The organism is Staphylococcus sp. HMSC057A08 (genome assembly GCF_001812925.1).
GTDB lineage: Bacteria > Bacillota > Bacilli > Staphylococcales > Staphylococcaceae > Staphylococcus > Staphylococcus hominis.
The window spans coordinates 14,759-32,381 of record NZ_KV810845.1 but is presented as its reverse complement, the minus strand read 5'-3'; the positions used below and the strand labels follow the sequence as shown (position 1 = coordinate 32,381).

The window sequence follows — 17,623 nt, the reverse complement described above, 5'->3', positions numbered from 1 at the left end:
TGGCTTCCGTTACCGCTTGGTCTACTTTCGCTTTTGCAGCTTCTTTTTCTTCTGTTGTCGCATCCTGGATTCGATCAATTGCTTCTTTCTTAGCTCTAGCTACTTCATCAATTGCCTCTCTTGCTTTTATTTTTTTCGTAATTTCTGGTTGGATTGCATTAATAAAATTCGTACCATTTGTTTTAGCAGTATCTACATTTTCATTTTTTAGTGCTTGATGAATTTGTTCCTTAGCCTTAGTAACCTCTTGATCTATTTTCGCTATTGCTGCCTCTTTTTCTTCTACTGTTGCATCAGGTGTTTGATCAATTGCTGCTTTTTTAATTCGGGCTACCTCATCGATTGTATCTCTTGCATCTGATTTTTTAACCACTTCTGGAATAACTGCATTAATTGCAGTTATTCCTTCATTTTGTGCATCATCTACACTTGAATTAGTAGTTGCTTGATTAATGTTATTTTTAGCTTCGGTTACTATTTTATCTACTTTTGCCTTTGCGACTTCTTTTTCTTCTATAGTCGCATCTTCTATTAAATCAATTTCTTGTTTTTTAGCTATAGCGGCTTGATCAATTGCTTGTGTAGCAGCATTTTTCTTTACTGGATGCGCTTCTACTTGTGATATCTCGTTTACTTTGTTTTCTTTTAATATTTCAATTTCATTATTGTGATTTAGACTGTTAATATCTGCTTTTGCTCTAGCTACCAAATTGTCTATCTCAGTTTTGGCTGCATTTTTTTCTTCTAAAGTTGCATTATTATCCTTATCTATTTCAACTTTTCTTGCAGATGCTATATTATCTATTGCTGTTCTAGCGTTACTTCGAACAGTTGGGGTTATAGTAGCAGCATTCACACTATCTATGCTACTTGTTTTTTGTTGAGCTACACCATTATTTGTAGTTTCATTCATAATATTTGTTGTAGCCTCTGACACTAAATTATCAATCGTTGCTTTTGCAGCTTCTTTTTCTTCTACTGTTGCATCAGGATTATTATCAAACTCTACTTTTTTAGCATTTGCTCTTTCAGTTAATTCATCAATTGCTGCTTGCTTTACTGTTGGAGTAAGATCAATCATTGTAATTTCATTAATTCCAGTGTCTTTATTTGTTGCTACATCATTTGAGGTCATTGATTGATCAACAGTTGTATAACTAGATTGTAGTGCTTGATTCACTCGCTCAATCACAGCATTTTTTTCTTCAATTGTAGCTGTATCGTTACCCATAAAGAGCGCTCTTTTAGTTCTTGCAACTTTGTCTAATGATAATTTAGCATGTGCTTTATCTAAATTTAAATCGATACTATTAATCGTTGCTTGATCTTTCAATTCACTTATAGGCATCTCATCTGTTTCAGCTAATACTTCTTTAGCTTTTCTAAGTACCACTTGCATTGCTTCCCATACTTCTGGTGAATTATCGTTTTGATCAAGATTGGCTAAATCATCCTCAATTTCTGTTACTTTGTCTCTCAAATGTTGCTTATACATTTTAACTGTAATAGTTTGTTTATCTAATACAATATCTCCATGTCGCATAGCAGAATCAACACTTACAAATTCATTATGCACACCGTATCTTGTATAATGATCGCCATTATTACGTCCAAAATCTTTAGAATCACTTAACCTATTCATATTTATACCATCTGTAACATAAGTCAAATGTCCTAAGAATTCTTTTTCAATTGGTCGATCAGTTGGTAAGGATAATCCTATAGAAATATTTTTACTTGCTCCTGCTTCAAGTCGATCTATTTTAACTGTTAACTCTTTAGTTGCTGCATTAAATTTTCCAGTAGCATTTTTTGTAGATACATATGTCACATCTTCTGGTAAAACAATCGTATATTCTGTTTTATTTGAACTAGAATGTCCTCTATTTTCAATTCTAAACCCTATTTCTTGATAAACTCGATCAGCATTTATGGATCCAGATTGTGCAAAGTAGTGTGTATTATTTACTGTCGCAGTTAAATATGCGCCACTATTAATGGTAACATCAGCTAACACTCCGCCTCCAAAGTTATTAGGACCAGTAAGAAGTCTATGTCCATTAGTAGAATCAGTACTACGATTTAATGCCGATTCAAATCTTAATCTTAATCGTGAGACTGTTTCTGGCACTTGAAATACACCTACAAAGTTACCAATTGGGTTCTGTAATATATCCGGAGTTCCTTTATATAAAAGTGTAGAAGGATTATTAGCATCGTAAATATACACTCTTGCACCATTAACCCCCCATATATTATTCATACTACTAGAAATATAATGTAATTGGATTTCTGATCCAGGAGTAACATCAACATCTTGGTAAATTGATCCTACTGTAGGATCAGCTATACCTGGAACTTGATTAAAGTTACCATTATATTTTGATAGTACTACACCAATTTTATTATTGGTTTTATCGAATATATAAGGATTGTATGCGGGCAACGATTTAGGACCCCAAATTAATGGAATGATGGTTTGATCATTACTATTTACATGCCAACCCGGTACAGTATTTGCTTCATTCATTGCAGACTCTAAATTCTTAGTCGGTATCGTCGCACCCTGTGAATTATCTGTAAATGTCCCATTAATGATTTGACCAGTATTTTGTTCATTTACAGCCATCGGATCTGTATTTGTAGTACTAGGAGTGTTATCTACTGAACGTTTCCCTCTTCTATGTGGTTGATTAACGTTTGTAGTTTCATGATTATTTTCATTACTAACTACATCATTAGTTGTTACTTTCTCATTATGATTTGTATTATTTTCAGTGCTATTAATTACATTATTCACTGTACCTTCTTCACGTTCACGGTTAATTGAATGCTCACTTGAAGTATTACTTTCATTATTTCGATTATTTTCATTTGAATTAGATGTATTTGCTGACGTTGTTTCATTATGTGGTTGTTCAATATTAGTATTTTGTTTATTAATCGTCGCACTTTCATTCGTTTGTGGCGCACTTGTATTTGTTTCTGCATCATGAGTTGCTGCATGACCAGGATGTGATAAAAACACTAATGTAGCAATTAGCGTTGAAAATGTCCCCACACTAAATTTACGAATACTAAATGTCTGTTTTTTAAAAAGATTCATTATGTTTCCTCCTTGATGTTCTCTCTTGATGTCAATTGTTATAATGAAAATGTTTTATGTATGCTATAGTTGTTACTATCACTTACATAATATTATATTCACACTTAAATATAATATCATAATAAAATTAAAAGTACTACAACTAAATAATATAAAAATATTAAAAATAAGTTAAATTATAAAAAACAGCGAAGAATCATAACTTCGCTGTTTTTCTGTATTATTGTTTAAATATCTATAAATCATTATATACTGTCTATTTCAATACCTTCATCGCCCCATGCTTGCATGCCACCTTCAACATTAACTGCATGAATACCTTCATTTTCAAGGTAGTTCGCTACTTTTTCACTACGAACACCTGCAGCACAAACGATGTAGTACGTTTCATTTTTATTAAATTGATTTAAGTTATCAGCAATTTGATCCATTGGAATAGTTTTAGCTCCAGGAATTGTCCCCATTGCAGTTTCTTCATCTGTTCGCACATCGATAATATTTACTGGATTAGATCCTAGTATTTTCTCTTTTAATTGATCTACTGTAATTGATTCCATTATAAAACTCCTCCTTCATTATTTTGCAACGATATTCACTAATTTTTGAGGTACAGCAATAACTTTTTTAATCTCTTTACCTTCTATAGATAGTTTAACATTTTCATTTTGTAATGCTAACTCTTGCATATCTTCTTTAGATAAGTCTTTAGGAATATCGATTTTCGCTCTTACTTTACCATTAACTTGCACTACAATTTCAATCTCATCATCTACAAGTAATGATGCATTATACGTAGGCCAAGGTTGGTACGTAATAGTTTCTTGATTGCCTAAACGTTGCCATAACTCTTCACTAACGTGAGGGGCAATTGGTGCTAACATTTTAACAAATCCTTCTACATAAGGTTTGTAAATGTTATTCGCTTTATAACAATCATTGATAAATACCATCAATTGACTAATTGCCGTATTAAAGTTAAGAGTATCAAAGTCTTCAGTCACTTTTTTAACTGTTTGATTATAAACTTTATCTAATGAATTATCGTTATTTTCAACAATTTTATTAGATAATGACCCATCTTCATTAATGAATAATCTCCATACACGATCTAAGAAACGTCTAGAGCCATCTAACCCATTTTCACTCCATGCTATAGCTGCATCTAATGGTCCCATAAACATTTCATATAGGCGTAATGTATCTGCGCCATGGGATGCTACGATATCATCAGGATTAACAACATTACCTTTAGATTTACTCATTTTTTCGTTGCCTTCACCGAGAATCATACCTTGGTTGAATAATTTTTGGAATGGTTCTTTCGTAGGAACTACACCTAAATCATATAATACTTTATGCCAGAATCTTGAATACAGTAAGTGAAGTACCGCATGTTCTACTCCACCAATATATAAGTCTACCGGCAACCAATGTTTTAATTTCTCTGGATCTGCTAACATATTCTCATTATGTGGATCAATATATCGTAAATAATACCAACAACTACCAGCCCATTGTGGCATAGTATTTGTTTCGCGACGTCCTTTCATGCCTGTTTTTTCATCAACAACATTTACAAAGTCATCAATATTGGCTAATGGTGATTCACCCGTACCAGATGGTTTGATTTGGTCAGTTTCAGGAAGTAATAATGGAAGTTCTTCTTCAGGCACAGTTGTCATCGTACCATCTTCCCAATGAATCACTGGAATTGGTTCTCCCCAATAACGTTGTCTACTAAATAACCAGTCACGTAATTTGTAATTCACTTTTTTCTCGCCAGCACCTTTGGCTTCGAGTAAAGTAATTGCTTTAGAAATTGCTTCTTTATTATCTAGCCCATCTAGTTCGCCAGAATTGATATGTGCACCTTCTCCAGTATATGCTTCTTCTTGAACGTTTCCGCCCTCGATAACTTCAATGATAGGTAAATCAAATTTCTTAGCAAATTCATGGTCTCGCTCATCATGTCCTGGTACTGCCATAACTGCACCTGTACCATAAGTCGATAATACATAATCAGCAATCCAAATTGGAAGTTTCTTACCTGATAACGGGTTAATAGCATACGCCCCAGTAAACACACCTGATTTATCTTTTGCTAAATCAGTACGCTCTAAGTCTGATTTTTTTGATGCTTCTTCTTGATACTGTTTAACCATTTCTTTTTTGTCATCAGTAGTAATTTCATTCACTAACGCATGTTCAGGACTAAGTACTAAGAATGTTGTACCGTAGATAGTATCTGGACGTGTTGTAAACACATCAATAGTGTCATTAGTATTTTCAACATTAAATGACACACGTGCACCTTCAGAACGACCAATCCAGTTTCTTTGCATATCTTTAATTGATTCAGGCCAATCTAATTCATCTAAATCTTCTAATAAACGATCGGCATATTCTGTAATTTTTAATACCCATTGTTTCATCGGACGTCTATATACAGGATGACCTCCACGTTCTGATACACCATCTACAACCTCTTCATTTGATAACACTGTACCAAGTGCCGGACACCAATTTACTGCAACTTCATCTACATATGCGAGTCCTTTATTATAAAGCTGAATAAAAATCCATTGCGTCCATTTATAATATTCAGGATCTGTAGTATTAACTTCTCGATCCCAATCATAACTAAAACCTAGTTCTTGAATTTGACGTTTAAATGTTTGAACATTCTTTTTAGTAAATTCTCTAGGATCATTCCCTGTATCTAACGCGTACTGCTCAGCGGGTAATCCAAAGGCATCCCAACCCATTGGATGTAATACATTATATCCTTGCATACGTTTATAACGAGAAATAATATCCGTTGCAGTATATCCTTCTGGATGTCCTACGTGTAATCCCGCACCAGATGGATATGGAAACATATCTAATGCATAGAATTTTTTTTGACCTAAATTATCGTTTGCTTTGAATGTTTTATTCTCAGCCCAATAATTTTGCCATTTCTTTTCAATCTCTTTGTGATTATAACCCAAAGTATTTTCCTCCTAATAAAAATAAAACACCTCAAACTATTACTTTTGACAGGGACGACTTTCTTTAGCCGCGGTACCACCCTCATTCACATTTTACATGTGCACTTTATAATAGTAAGAGATGTTTTAAATTCAATTAATTAACGGTAAGTTCACTTAATTCTTAACGCTAGTTTGCACCACCACTAGCTCTCTTTAGAAAAGTATTTAAGTTACTACTCCAATACAGTTTAATATTATGAGATTCGTAACCTAATTGCAAGTGGTTCATCATATTTTATATGTTTAATTTTCAAGTTATCTTTCAACGATTTTCATGTTGTGATTGTTTCGGTAGACCCTTATCAAAAATAGATAAGAAAAACATTCCTATTAATAAAAGAATGATCATTCCTATGAACATTGCACTCATATTGAATGTATCTACCAATATACCCCCGATTAGAGGACCAAATGCTTTCCCCACAGTTGATGCAGAATTTACTACACCCTGATATTGACCTTGCTTACCTTGTGGCGCTAAATAATTGGCAATCGTTGGTACTGCAGGCCATACAAACATTTCACCAAAAGTAAGAATAATCATTCCTATTAAGAAAACGGTAAATTGTTCTGCAAAACTTGTAACAAAGAATGACAACATAAAAATTAAAATACCAACAAACATTTGATATTTTAAGTTTCCTTTTAACAAACGAATGACTGGTCTAATTAATGGTTGTGCAACTAAAATCATAATTCCATTTACCGTCCACAATACACTATATTGAGACATTGAAATATTAATTTGTTGCGTAAATGAGGCTATTGTTGTTTCCCATTGAATGTATCCAATCCAACAAATACTAAACATGGCACATAATAATATTAAAGCTATAAAACGTTTTTTATTTTCTTTACTTTGGATATCTAGACTATCTGGTGATTTCACTTTAGCGTGGTATTCTAAATTAAATTGCGTAAAGGCTACAATTCCAAATAATACGTACATGATTAAATTAGCTAAGAAGATAAAATTAAAGCTAAATTCAGCAACGAAACCTCCCATTGCAGCTCCAGCAGCAACACCTATGTTTTGAGCTAAGTAGATAGCATTAAAAGTTGTTCTGCCACCATTAGGCCAAACGGCACCAGCCATTGCGTAGATTGCTGGAACAATCATTCCTCCACCAAAACCAAGTAGCACTAACCAAACTGCATACCACGGCCATCCATGAAAGAAATTAAGTAATGTTGTACTAAGCAAACAAGTAATAGTACCTATCATGATTGTTCGGTAACCACCTAACTTATCGAACAACGTTCCACCTAGTAAGTTACCAACTACCATTCCAAAAGAATTAATCATTAGAACAATCCCAGAAACTGTCAAGCTTTTTCCTAATTCTTCTTTCATATAAATCGTATTTAAAGGCCATAAAAAGCTAGAACCAGTTATATTTAATGCCATTCCTATAACTAGCCACCATACTGATCTAGGTATATTCATAATTTTTAAGTCCTCTCTTTATATTTTTATCGAACTATAATAAACACTATAACATTAAAATATGTTAAAATCTTTACTTAGAACTAAGTTAGATAGAAAGGATAATGTGTTATGGGTAAGTATTTCCCGTATGCCTTTGAAAATAAACGATATCATACATGGAATTACCATTTAAAAAATAAATTCGGACAGAAAATTTTTAAAGTTGCTCTAGATGGCGGATTTGACTGTCCAAATAGAGACGGTACTGTCGCACATGGCGGTTGTACGTTTTGTTCAGCAGCTGGTAGTGGTGACTTTGCAGGAAATAGAGCCGATCCAATTGAAGTACAATTCCAACAAATTAAAGAACGAATGCATGAAAAATGGAGTGAAGGTAAATATATTGCTTACTTCCAAGCATTTACTAATACCCATGCACCTGTAGAAGTTTTAAAAGAAAAATATGAACCTGTGTTAAAAGAAAAAGGAGTTATTGGTTTATCTATCGCTACACGTCCAGATTGTCTGCCAGATGATGTAGTTGAATATTTAGCTGAACTAAATCAACGTACTTATTTATGGGTGGAACTTGGTCTTCAAACAGTTCATCAAAAAACCTCTGATTTAATTAATCGTGCGCACGATATGCAAACGTATTATGAAGGTGTAGCTAAATTGCGTAAACATAATATTAACGTATGTACACACATCATTAATGGCTTACCAGGTGAAGATTATCATATGATGATGGAAACAGCACGAGAAGTGGCACAAATGGATGTTCAAGGTATTAAAATCCATTTATTACATTTACTTAAAGGTACACCAATGGTCAAACAATACGAAAAAGGTATGCTTGAATTTATGACTCAAGAAGATTATACAAACTTAGTGTGTGATCAACTTGAAATCCTTCCGCCAGACATGATTATTCATCGTATTACTGGAGATGGACCGATTGATTTAATGGTAGGACCAATGTGGAGTGTTAACAAGTGGGAAGTTCTCAATGAAATAGATGATGAATTAGCACGTCGTGAATCTTATCAAGGTAAGTTTTACACATCTAATACTAAGGTGAATTCATGAAATTAGAACGCATTCTTCCTTTTGCTAAAACACTTATTAAGCAACATATTCAAGATGATAGCATTGTTATTGATGCTACGTGTGGTAATGGAAATGACACCCTATTTTTAGCAGAACAGGTTCCAAATGGCAAAGTGTTTGGTTTCGATATACAAAAAGAAGCTATTGAACATACAAAAGAAAAAATAGCATCCTTTAAACATGTTACGTTGATACATGATGGACATGAAAATATCTTAAATGATATACCAAGTGATGTCATCGGAAACGTGGATGCAGCTATTTTCAATTTGGGATATCTACCTAAAGGTGATAAAACTATTGTTACTAAACCTGAAACAACTATTCAAGCTATTGAAAGTATTTTTAAACTATTAAGTACAGAAGGTATTATTGTACTAGTAATTTATCATGGACATAAGGAAGGACAAATCGAAAGAGATGAATTATTAAAATATCTCGAAAACTTTGATCAAAGTAAAGCACACATATTAAAATATCAATTTATCAATCAAGTTAATCATGCACCTTTTATATGTGCGATTGAAAAACGTTAAATTTTAAAACCTATAAATTAAAACATCAAATCGTAGTTTTAATTTATGGGTTTTTTATATTAAACACTCATCAATGAATTCAAACTATTTTCTAAAGATTCATATTTTCTTTTAATAATAGTAGTAATAAAATCTAATAATTCATTTCTATATTTATTTTTTTCTTCATTAAAATGGATAATAACCGTACGTTCGTCGTCAATGGGACGCTCTTTGTAAACCCAATCAGATTGAACTAAATTATTATACGTTCTTGTTCGTTTATATGACTTGATATTAACGTATTGATCCATCTCTTTTAATGTCATAGGCCCCTTTTCCCATAACGTTAATAAAATAAGTACTTCTTCTTTATTTAAATGATACTTCTCATAAATAATTCTAAATATAGAATCTATATCCTTCAATAATTTCTCTAATTTCAATACCATGGATACCGTTTCTTTTTTTTGTAATTTCATAATTCATTCCCCTTGATCTCTCATATTATGTATAATAATTATAATTCAATTTATTATTAAGTTTATACGATTTGGCGTTTTTAAAAATTCAATACAATTTATTTTTCAATAATATATCAACTATATTTTTTAATTCAACATTTATATTATAAATCTAATACTAAATTCATCCAATTTATAAAAAGTAATTGGTAGTTATAATTCTACTTATATTGTAATTTTAACTCATTTATAATATTATCACCATATTTTTGATATAGAATAGGCTCGTAGATCCCTGTCTTCTACGAGCTATTTTTATAGGTTTTTAAAAAATTATCTTATATTTCCTCAATGTCTTCTTCTTGTACAATAAATCCCATTGTATTTACACTATTATTCAAGAAAGTTAATATATATCTCATGACTTGATCTCGTTCAGGTTCATTGTGAATCTCATGATAAAACCCTTTCCACGCTTTAAAATAAAATTCATCTGCAAGAAATTGTTGTTTTAAAATATCTATTGAAGACGTTTCTAAGATTTTATCTTCAGTACCATACATTAATAAAGTGGGTAACGGTTTGATATCTTTAATATGTTGTGATGTGTCTCTCATTGTTTCATTAATAATGTTAAACCATTTGTAAGATACTTTCTTTAACATCAATCCGTCATGATTTGTCTCATCAATCACTTCTGAATTACGAGTTAAATCTTCATAATCTATTCCTAATTTAAATTGTGTATCTTTTGAGCTCTTTCCAATATTAGATATAAACATATTTTTTCGTGTTTTATAATTTTTCTTTAATTCAAGCATTGGAGAGAGTAGTAATATGCCTTCAATAGGTAGTTCAGTCTTTTCAAGTAAATTGAGAATAATTAAACCACCTAATCCAACACCCATAACAAATGTTGGTAATTTGTATTCGTTTGCAATTTTTATCCATTCAACTAACTGTTCATGATAAATTTCAAATCGTTGCAGTTGACCTCTGTTAGCTCGTGAAGTTTGACCTTGTCCAGGTAAATCACCCATAATTACGTGATAACCATTACGTCTCAACATCGTAATCACATACGCATATCTACCAGTGTGTTCTAACATATTATGTACTATGATGATTACGCCTTTAGCGTCATGTTCTGTTTCCCACTTCCACATATTTTTGAATCCTCTCTAATTGAATGTTTATCAAATGTATTATATCAAATTATACCTTTAATTGTTGTTAAACAGTATTTAGATTTTCTTAATTTATGACTAATGAATTTAAACGGATGTTATCTTCGGTATGTAAACGCTTTCTTAAGCAATATATTCATGCTAAACTTGTTATAGAGATAGATAAGAGTGGGATGGAGGAATAGATATGTCTTTATTCAGAGATTTTTTCATAACATTATCAAATAGTACATATTTAAATGAAATGGCTAAAAAAATCGGACCGACTATGGGTGCTAATAGAGTTGTTGCGGGTAATACTATAGAACAACTCATTGATACGATTGAATGTTTAAACGCTAAACATATTGATGTTACTGTAGATAATCTTGGAGAATTTGTTAATAATAAAGCAGTAGCGACTCAAGCTAAAAATGAGATTCTTGAGATAATGGAAGCTATTAATAAATATCAAGTGAGTGCACATATGTCGGTGAAAGTGAGTTCATTAGGCGGTGAATTTGATACCGAGTTAGCCTACCAAAATTTAAGAGAAATTTTATTAAAGGCTAATACCTATGATAATATGCATATTAATATTGATATGGAAAAATATAATAGCTTATCACAAACATTACAAATTTTAGACAGATTAAAAGGAGAATTTAGAAATGTCGGTACAGTTATTCAAGGATACCTTTTTGAGGCAGAAAAATTAATTGATAAGTACCCAGAATTACGATTAAGACTGGTCAAAGGTGCTTATAAAGAAAATGATACGATTGCTTATCAAAGTAAAAAAGATATTGACAAAAATTATATAAATATTATTGAAAAACGTTTACTTAACGCCAAAAACTTTACGTCAATTGCAACACATGATGATAACATCATTAACCATGTTAAACAATTTGTAAAAGATCATCATATTGAAAAAAACACTTTTGAATTTCAAATGTTGTATGGTTTTCGTAATGAATTAGCAGAAGAGATTGCTAGACAAGGATATCACTTTACCGTTTATGTTCCATATGGCAATGACTGGTTTGCTTATTTCATGCGTCGCCTGGCTGAAAGACCTCAAAATCTTTCCCTTGCCTATCAAGAATTTATTTCAACAGAAGCACTTAAAAAAATTGGTTTAGTTAGTGGACTAACTTTAGGAACACTTACATTAGTATCTAGTGTTGTGAAATTACTAAAACGTTGAAATACAGAGCGTCTCGATAATCCTTAAAATTATCGAGACGCTCTGCATTAATTAAAACTGTTTAAGTAAATTTGCCATTTCAATTGCACTTACTGCCGCTTCTGCACCTTTATTACCTGCTTTCGTACCCGCTCTTTCAACTGCTTGTTCAATACTTTCAGTTGTTAAAACACCGAAAATAACTGGTGTATTCGTAATATCATTTGCTTTTGATACGCCTTTAGCAACTTCATTACAAACATAGTCATAATGAGATGTTGCACCTCTAATGACACAGCCTAAAGTAATCACTGCATCATAATCATTTTTTTGCGCTAATTTTTTAGCAACAAGTGGAATTTCAAATGCACCTGGTACATATGCAACATCAATATTATCTTCATCTACACCATGTCTTACTAATGTATCTTTCGCTCCGTCTAATAAACGGTTGGTAATAAAATCATTAAATCTACTCACTACTATTGCAACTTTTAAATTTGTACCGACTAATTTACCTTCAAAATTCATTCTAGATTCCTCCTAAATAAGATGTCCCATTTTCGATTTTTTTGTTTCCATATAATGATGATTATGTTCCGTTTCTGGCACAATCACTTCTGTACGCTCTGCAACTTTTATACCATAATCTTCCAAGCCTTCAAATTTCTTAGGATTATTACTTAATAAATTAACTTGTTGAACGTTAAAATATTTAAGAATTTGAGCAGCTATATGATAATCTCTTAAGTCTTCATCAAAACCTAATGCTAAGTTTGCAGTAACCGTATCATGTCCTTGCTCAATTAATTCATAAGCTTTTAGTTTATTCATTAAACCAATGCCTCTACCTTCTTGTGGTAAATAAATAATTAATCCGCCATGATCATTTATATATTTCATTGATGCTTCTAATTGAGCGCCACAATCACATCGTTGACTGTGGAAAATATCACCTGTTAAACAAGCAGAATGTAGTCTTACATTTTCAGTTGTACGTGGTTCTCCTTTGCCAAGTACAACAATATCTTCATGTGTATATTGAGATTGGAAACCGTACATTTTAAAATTACCAATATCCGTTGGCATTTTTACAGTTGCTTTAAGTTCAATACCTTCGCTTTCTTGTTTACGACGATAATTAATTAAACTTTCAATTGTAATCATTTTTAATTGATGTCGCTCTTTAAATTGTTGTAATTCATTACCTTTTGCCATCGTACCATCGTCATTCATTATCTCACATATAACTCCAGCAGGTGCAGCACCTGTTAATTTAGCTAAATCTACAGCAGCCTCCGTATGTCCTGGTCTAACTAATACACCTTTTTCCTTAGACACTAAAGGAAATAAATGTCCGGGTTTATGGAAACTTTCTGGTTTAGAATCAGGATTAATTAACGCTTTCGCTGTTGCTGTACGGTCAAATGCACTAATTCCTGTAGTAGTAGAGATATGATCGATACTTACAGTGAAATTTGTACCGTAGTCATCTGTATTACCATCAACCATAGTTTTAAGATTTAGACGTTCAGCAATCTGCGAACTTATAGGAGCGCAAATTAATCCACGCGCTTCTTTGGCCATATAATTAATGGTATCGTCTTTCATCCATTGAGTGACCGCAATTAAGTCACCTTCATTTTCACGATTTTCATCATCTACTACAATAATACTATCGCCATTTCTTAATGCTTCTAACGCTTCTTCAATGCTATCGAATTTCATTTAAGCCCCTCCTAAAAACCATATGCTTTTAATTTATCAACTGACAAATCAGATTTATTTTTACCAACTATACTTTCAACATATTTAAATAATACATCTGTTTCAAGATGCACTTCATCGCCCATCTTTTTGTTAGAAAGAATCGTTGAACGTCTTGTTTCAGGAATAAGATGGATATCAAAACTATGTTGATGCAAGTCAAAAATTGTTAAACTTACGCCATCAACAGTAATAGAACCTTGCTTAACCATTTGTTTGATGACCGAGTCAGATGCCTTAATAGATACAATGCGTGAATTAGGCGTTTCTCTGATATTTATAATTGTTCCTTTTGCATCTACATGACCTAATACAAAATGTCCTCCGAAATGTCCACTACCTGACATTGCTCGTTCAAGATTGACTTCATCATTTTCTTTAATATTAGCTAAATATGTTTTATTTTCAGTACCTTTAATCACTTGGACAGAAAATTGATTTTGTTTAAAATCAATGACTGTTAAACACGCACCATTTACGCTTATAGAATCACCAATATGCATATCTTCTATGATTTTTTGACATGAAATATCTAATGTCCTTACGGATTGTTGAGTGCGAATACTTTTTACAGTACCTATTTCTTCAACGATACCTGTAAACATTTATCTTCACTTCTTTCGCAGTGTCATTTTAATATTTTGTTGAATAGACTCGGTAGAAATCACTTCAAATTGTGGCGCATCAGCTAAATCAATGACATTATCAGTTTGATAAAATTGATTTTTTCCAATACCGCCTATTATTTTCGGGGCATAATAAATAATAAGATGGTCTAAATAATTAGATTGGAGAAATTCTGAAGTTATTTGAGGCCCAGCTTCTACTAATAATCTGCCGACACCTCTTTGATATATATCAGATAAAATAGATTTTAAATTACATGTTTCTAAATATATTATTTTTATATGATGACTTGGACTTTTTAGTTCATGATTTTCAGTATAAATCCAAATTTCACTTAATTGATCGTGAAATATCTGTTTTGAATAATCAATTTGGCCTCGCTTAGATAGTATGATTCTTATTGGATGTTTACCCTCTTGAATACGTGTTGTATATTGTGGATTATCCGCTTCAATCGTTCCATTACCAGTTAATACTGCGTCATGAGTATGTCTTAAACGATATACATCTTGTTTTACAGCTTTATTCGTAATCCACTGACTTTGTCCACTATCAGTCGCTTGTTTACCATCTAACGAAGTCGAGACTTTTACTGTAATTCCAGGGATTTTCTGTTGTTTTGCTTTGAAGAAATCCTCATACAAAGCAAAGGCTTCTTCTGAATATTGATACTCAACTTCAATACCTGCTTTTTCAAGAATGATATCTCCCTCAGAAGATAACGTCGTATCTTTTACAGCATAAATCACTTTACTAAGCCCATGTTCAATAATTTTATTCACACAAGGTGGTGTTGATCCATAATGTGTACAGGGTTCAAGCGAAATATAAATTGTGCCGCCTTTTGCTTTATCTTGTGCCATATCTAAAGCCTGAACTTCCGCATGTTTCTCTCCTTGCTTTAAATGTGCACCTAATCCCACAATACGCCCATCCTTCACGACAACTGAGCCAACAGGAGGATTAACTCCAGTTTGTCCTTCCACCATTTGTGCTAATTGAATTGCATATTTCATAAATTCACTCAATTTATCACCTCTAAAAAAACCCCATACCTGTTTCACAGGCATAGGGCATGTATATATACTTAAATAAGCGTACTACAATTTTTATATTGTGCATGCTTATACATCATTCAGTAATGATGTGATTGATTCTTCCTCCCATCCAGACTTTTACTGTCGGCTCTAGAGTCTCACTAGATCAGCCACTTAATAAATTAAGATTAAGTGGGTCGCAGGCTTAATCACTGCCGGTTGGGAATTACACCCTGCCCCGAAAGAATACGTATGAAATTGTGATTAAATTTGAGTCATTGTAGTTTAGTGCTACATATATCATCTTACATTTATTTTTGGAAAATTACAAATAAAGAATTTCAATTTGATTTTTAAATTTAACTCTTAAAGAGACATTTATTCATTATTGTGTAAAGCATTATGCTTTATGATCAAATTCTTTTCGAATTTCATATAAGTAATCCACTGCACTTACCGCTTGATTAACAATCATTTTTACTCCATTACGCAATTTATTTACTCCATTAGTGATTTGTCCAATAGCAATCATATTATTTAAAGTACCATATCTTGGACTAATCACCTGATTTGTTTCTGGGATAATTTGTATTCCACCCATAGGATGAGCTTGAATAATTTGTCGATTTTGAAGATTTAAGATAAATTGATCATCTTCATCTAAATCTTTTAAATGTGTTTTAGAACCTGTTGCATTAATAATAATATGATGTGGATACCATTGTTCATCATGTTTGAATTTTAAATTAAATATTCCATTTTTATGTACCACATCTTCTAAATCCTTTCTAATCACTAATGAACCATCTTTTATTAATTGCTTGATGAGTTTTGCAGTTCTTGGAGGCATAGGATTTGAGTTAAGTTGAATAATTTTAGTGAAACGTTTATCGAATTCAATTTGATCTTGACGACTAAAACTATTCCAAATCCAATTTAAATTTTCTTTGACATTCTCTATTAATGTTTGGAATATACCTATCTCATTAGGATGTTCTAAATCATAATTTAAATCTTTAATCGTGTCCCCTGTTCGGCGATGAACCAATTTCTGTAAATCAATACCATTTAATTCACACTCTTCTTTAAATAAATCGAATGCTTTCTCTAATGGTACATTTCCAAAGTACTTATCTTTAATATCATTAAATTTAGATTTCGTTAAATATTGAAACTCAATTTTTTTCATGTTTCCTCTTACGCTAGGTAATTGAGCAGAACGACTCGTCATTGTGATAGGTAGTTTAGGGTGATGAAACGCTACATAACGCACTACATCTAAACTAGCTAATCCTGTTCCAATAATAGCAATATCATCAGATTCTTGTACATCATCTAAAGTATTATATGTAGGGTAAGGAGTTTGAATATAACCTTTTATGCCTTTTAAATGATAAGGGTCGTGATATGATAAAGTACCTATAGTTAAAAATATGTAATCATATACTTGACAATGCTTCATATCTTTAGACGTACAGACATAATATTTCAATGTGGTTTCATCTATATTTGAATTAATGAAGACTTCTTGTACTGGTTGTTTAATAACTGTAAGGTTATCATATAATGTCTCATAATTTGATAAGTATGATTTCATATAATGGCCAAAAACAAATCTTGGTAAATACTTTGGATTTTTAAACGTAAAATCAGATTGTGTTTGATACCATTTCCAAAACTCTTCATCATCATCTAGATTTAAACTCATATTTTTAGTGGGTAAGTTAATTAATAATTGACTACTATCATTTTGAAAAGGAACACCCTGCCCCATATTAAATTCATTATCGTAGACATCGACTTTTAATTGCTTAAAGTCTTTATGTTTAACGAGTTGTCTAAGTACACTCACACCTGCTGTACCCATACCTATAATTGCTACTCGCATATTTAACATCATCCTTTTATATATTTGTATTATGTTGAATATTATCATATTATACCAATACGATTCTCGACTTCAAAACGTTTCACTATTAACACGATTATCCATTTCAAAGCATAAATAATCATGTGTAACTATGTTAAAATTTAAATATTGAGGTGACTAAACAATGAAATTTTTATTAAAAACATTAATTGTTTTTATCATTGGATTTACTTGGGCTTCAAGAAAAAACAAAGCAGAATAAATAAAAAAACCAACATCATCTAATTAAAAAGATAATGTTGGTTTTTATT

14 protein-coding genes, 1 riboswitch and 1 other annotated feature are annotated in these 17,623 nt (G+C 31.9%); of the genes, 3 read left to right on the top strand and 11 right to left on the bottom strand.

Annotated elements, in window-relative coordinates; all coding sequences use genetic code 11:
• The 4 genes from HMPREF2881_RS01565 to HMPREF2881_RS01550 form a co-directional block, all read right to left on the bottom strand.
• On the bottom strand, positions 1-3,106 hold a 3,106-nt coding region (locus tag HMPREF2881_RS01565; protein WP_141752619.1), incomplete at its 3' end, for a SasC/FmtB family protein.
• A 245-nt stretch (positions 3,107-3,351) separates the two neighbouring features.
• On the bottom strand, positions 3,352-3,663 hold the full coding sequence (locus tag HMPREF2881_RS01560) for a rhodanese-like domain-containing protein (RefSeq protein ID WP_002449646.1): 312 nt from the start codon (positions 3,661-3,663) through the stop codon (positions 3,352-3,354).
• An 18-nt stretch (positions 3,664-3,681) separates the two neighbouring features.
• Entirely contained in the window at positions 3,682-6,096 is a 2,415-nt protein-coding gene (gene leuS / locus HMPREF2881_RS01555; RefSeq protein ID WP_002488439.1) for a leucine--tRNA ligase, read from the bottom strand.
• A 47-nt stretch (positions 6,097-6,143) separates the two neighbouring features.
• Positions 6,144-6,334 (bottom strand) — a binding site (T-box leader).
• A gap of 66 nt (positions 6,335-6,400) precedes the next feature.
• A complete protein-coding gene (locus HMPREF2881_RS01550; RefSeq protein ID WP_049418251.1) occupies positions 6,401-7,585 on the bottom strand; it encodes an MDR family MFS transporter in 1,185 nt (394 codons plus the stop codon).
• Between the two features lie 111 nt (positions 7,586-7,696).
• Here HMPREF2881_RS01550 and HMPREF2881_RS01545 point away from each other — a divergent pair, with 111 nt between their 5' ends.
• Both HMPREF2881_RS01545 and HMPREF2881_RS01540 read left to right on the top strand, forming a co-directional pair.
• Positions 7,697-8,656 carry a tRNA modification radical SAM protein MnmL/YtqA gene (locus HMPREF2881_RS01545; RefSeq protein ID WP_002488432.1) on the top strand — a complete coding sequence of 320 codons (960 nt, stop codon included), beginning with the start codon at positions 7,697-7,699 and terminating at the stop codon, positions 8,654-8,656.
• Entirely contained in the window at positions 8,653-9,213 is a 561-nt protein-coding gene (locus tag HMPREF2881_RS01540) for a tRNA 5-(aminomethyl)-2-thiouridylate-methyltransferase MnmM (protein WP_002488426.1), read from the top strand. Before HMPREF2881_RS01545 ends, HMPREF2881_RS01540 begins: the two co-directional genes overlap by 4 nt.
• Positions 9,214-9,272: 59 nt before the next feature.
• Here the strand turns inward: HMPREF2881_RS01540 and HMPREF2881_RS01535 are convergent, their stop codons facing one another.
• Together HMPREF2881_RS01535 and HMPREF2881_RS01530 are read right to left on the bottom strand one after the other, a co-directional pair.
• Positions 9,273-9,674, bottom strand: a complete 402-nt coding sequence (locus HMPREF2881_RS01535; protein WP_002449620.1) for a transcriptional regulator, SarA/Rot family — start codon at positions 9,672-9,674, stop codon at positions 9,273-9,275.
• 320 nt (positions 9,675-9,994) lie between these two features.
• Complete coding sequence (locus HMPREF2881_RS01530; protein WP_002449637.1) at positions 9,995-10,822, bottom strand: alpha/beta fold hydrolase; 828 nt, start codon at positions 10,820-10,822, stop codon at positions 9,995-9,997.
• 208 nt (positions 10,823-11,030) lie between these two features.
• Here HMPREF2881_RS01530 and HMPREF2881_RS01525 point away from each other — a divergent pair, with 208 nt between their 5' ends.
• Positions 11,031-12,032, top strand: a complete 1,002-nt coding sequence (locus tag HMPREF2881_RS01525; protein WP_002449663.1) for a proline dehydrogenase family protein — start codon at positions 11,031-11,033, stop codon at positions 12,030-12,032.
• 51 nt (positions 12,033-12,083) lie between these two features.
• On the opposite strand, the gene ribE (HMPREF2881_RS01520) is transcribed toward HMPREF2881_RS01525, so the two are convergent.
• The 5 genes from ribE (HMPREF2881_RS01520) to HMPREF2881_RS01500 all read right to left on the bottom strand — a co-directional run bounded on the left by ribE (HMPREF2881_RS01520) (position 12,084) and on the right by HMPREF2881_RS01500 (position 17,330).
• Positions 12,084-12,542 carry a 6,7-dimethyl-8-ribityllumazine synthase gene (gene ribE, locus HMPREF2881_RS01520; RefSeq protein ID WP_002449638.1) on the bottom strand — a complete coding sequence of 153 codons (459 nt, stop codon included), beginning with the start codon at positions 12,540-12,542 and terminating at the stop codon, positions 12,084-12,086.
• Positions 12,543-12,554: 12 nt separating this feature from the next.
• Complete coding sequence (ribB, locus tag HMPREF2881_RS01515) at positions 12,555-13,739, bottom strand: 3,4-dihydroxy-2-butanone-4-phosphate synthase (protein WP_002449675.1); 1,185 nt, start codon at positions 13,737-13,739, stop codon at positions 12,555-12,557.
• A gap of 11 nt (positions 13,740-13,750) precedes the next feature.
• Positions 13,751-14,383, bottom strand: a complete 633-nt coding sequence (gene ribE / locus HMPREF2881_RS01510; protein WP_002488423.1) for a riboflavin synthase — start codon at positions 14,381-14,383, stop codon at positions 13,751-13,753.
• Between the two features lie 6 nt (positions 14,384-14,389).
• Positions 14,390-15,433 carry a bifunctional diaminohydroxyphosphoribosylaminopyrimidine deaminase/5-amino-6-(5-phosphoribosylamino)uracil reductase RibD gene (gene ribD, locus HMPREF2881_RS01505; RefSeq protein ID WP_002488430.1) on the bottom strand — a complete coding sequence of 348 codons (1,044 nt, stop codon included), beginning with the start codon at positions 15,431-15,433 and terminating at the stop codon, positions 14,390-14,392.
• Between the two features lie 123 nt (positions 15,434-15,556).
• Positions 15,557-15,692: riboswitch (FMN riboswitch) on the bottom strand.
• A gap of 150 nt (positions 15,693-15,842) precedes the next feature.
• Entirely contained in the window at positions 15,843-17,330 is a 1,488-nt protein-coding gene (locus HMPREF2881_RS01500; protein WP_002449656.1) for an FAD/NAD(P)-binding protein, read from the bottom strand.
• Between the last annotated feature and the right edge of the window lie 293 nt (positions 17,331-17,623).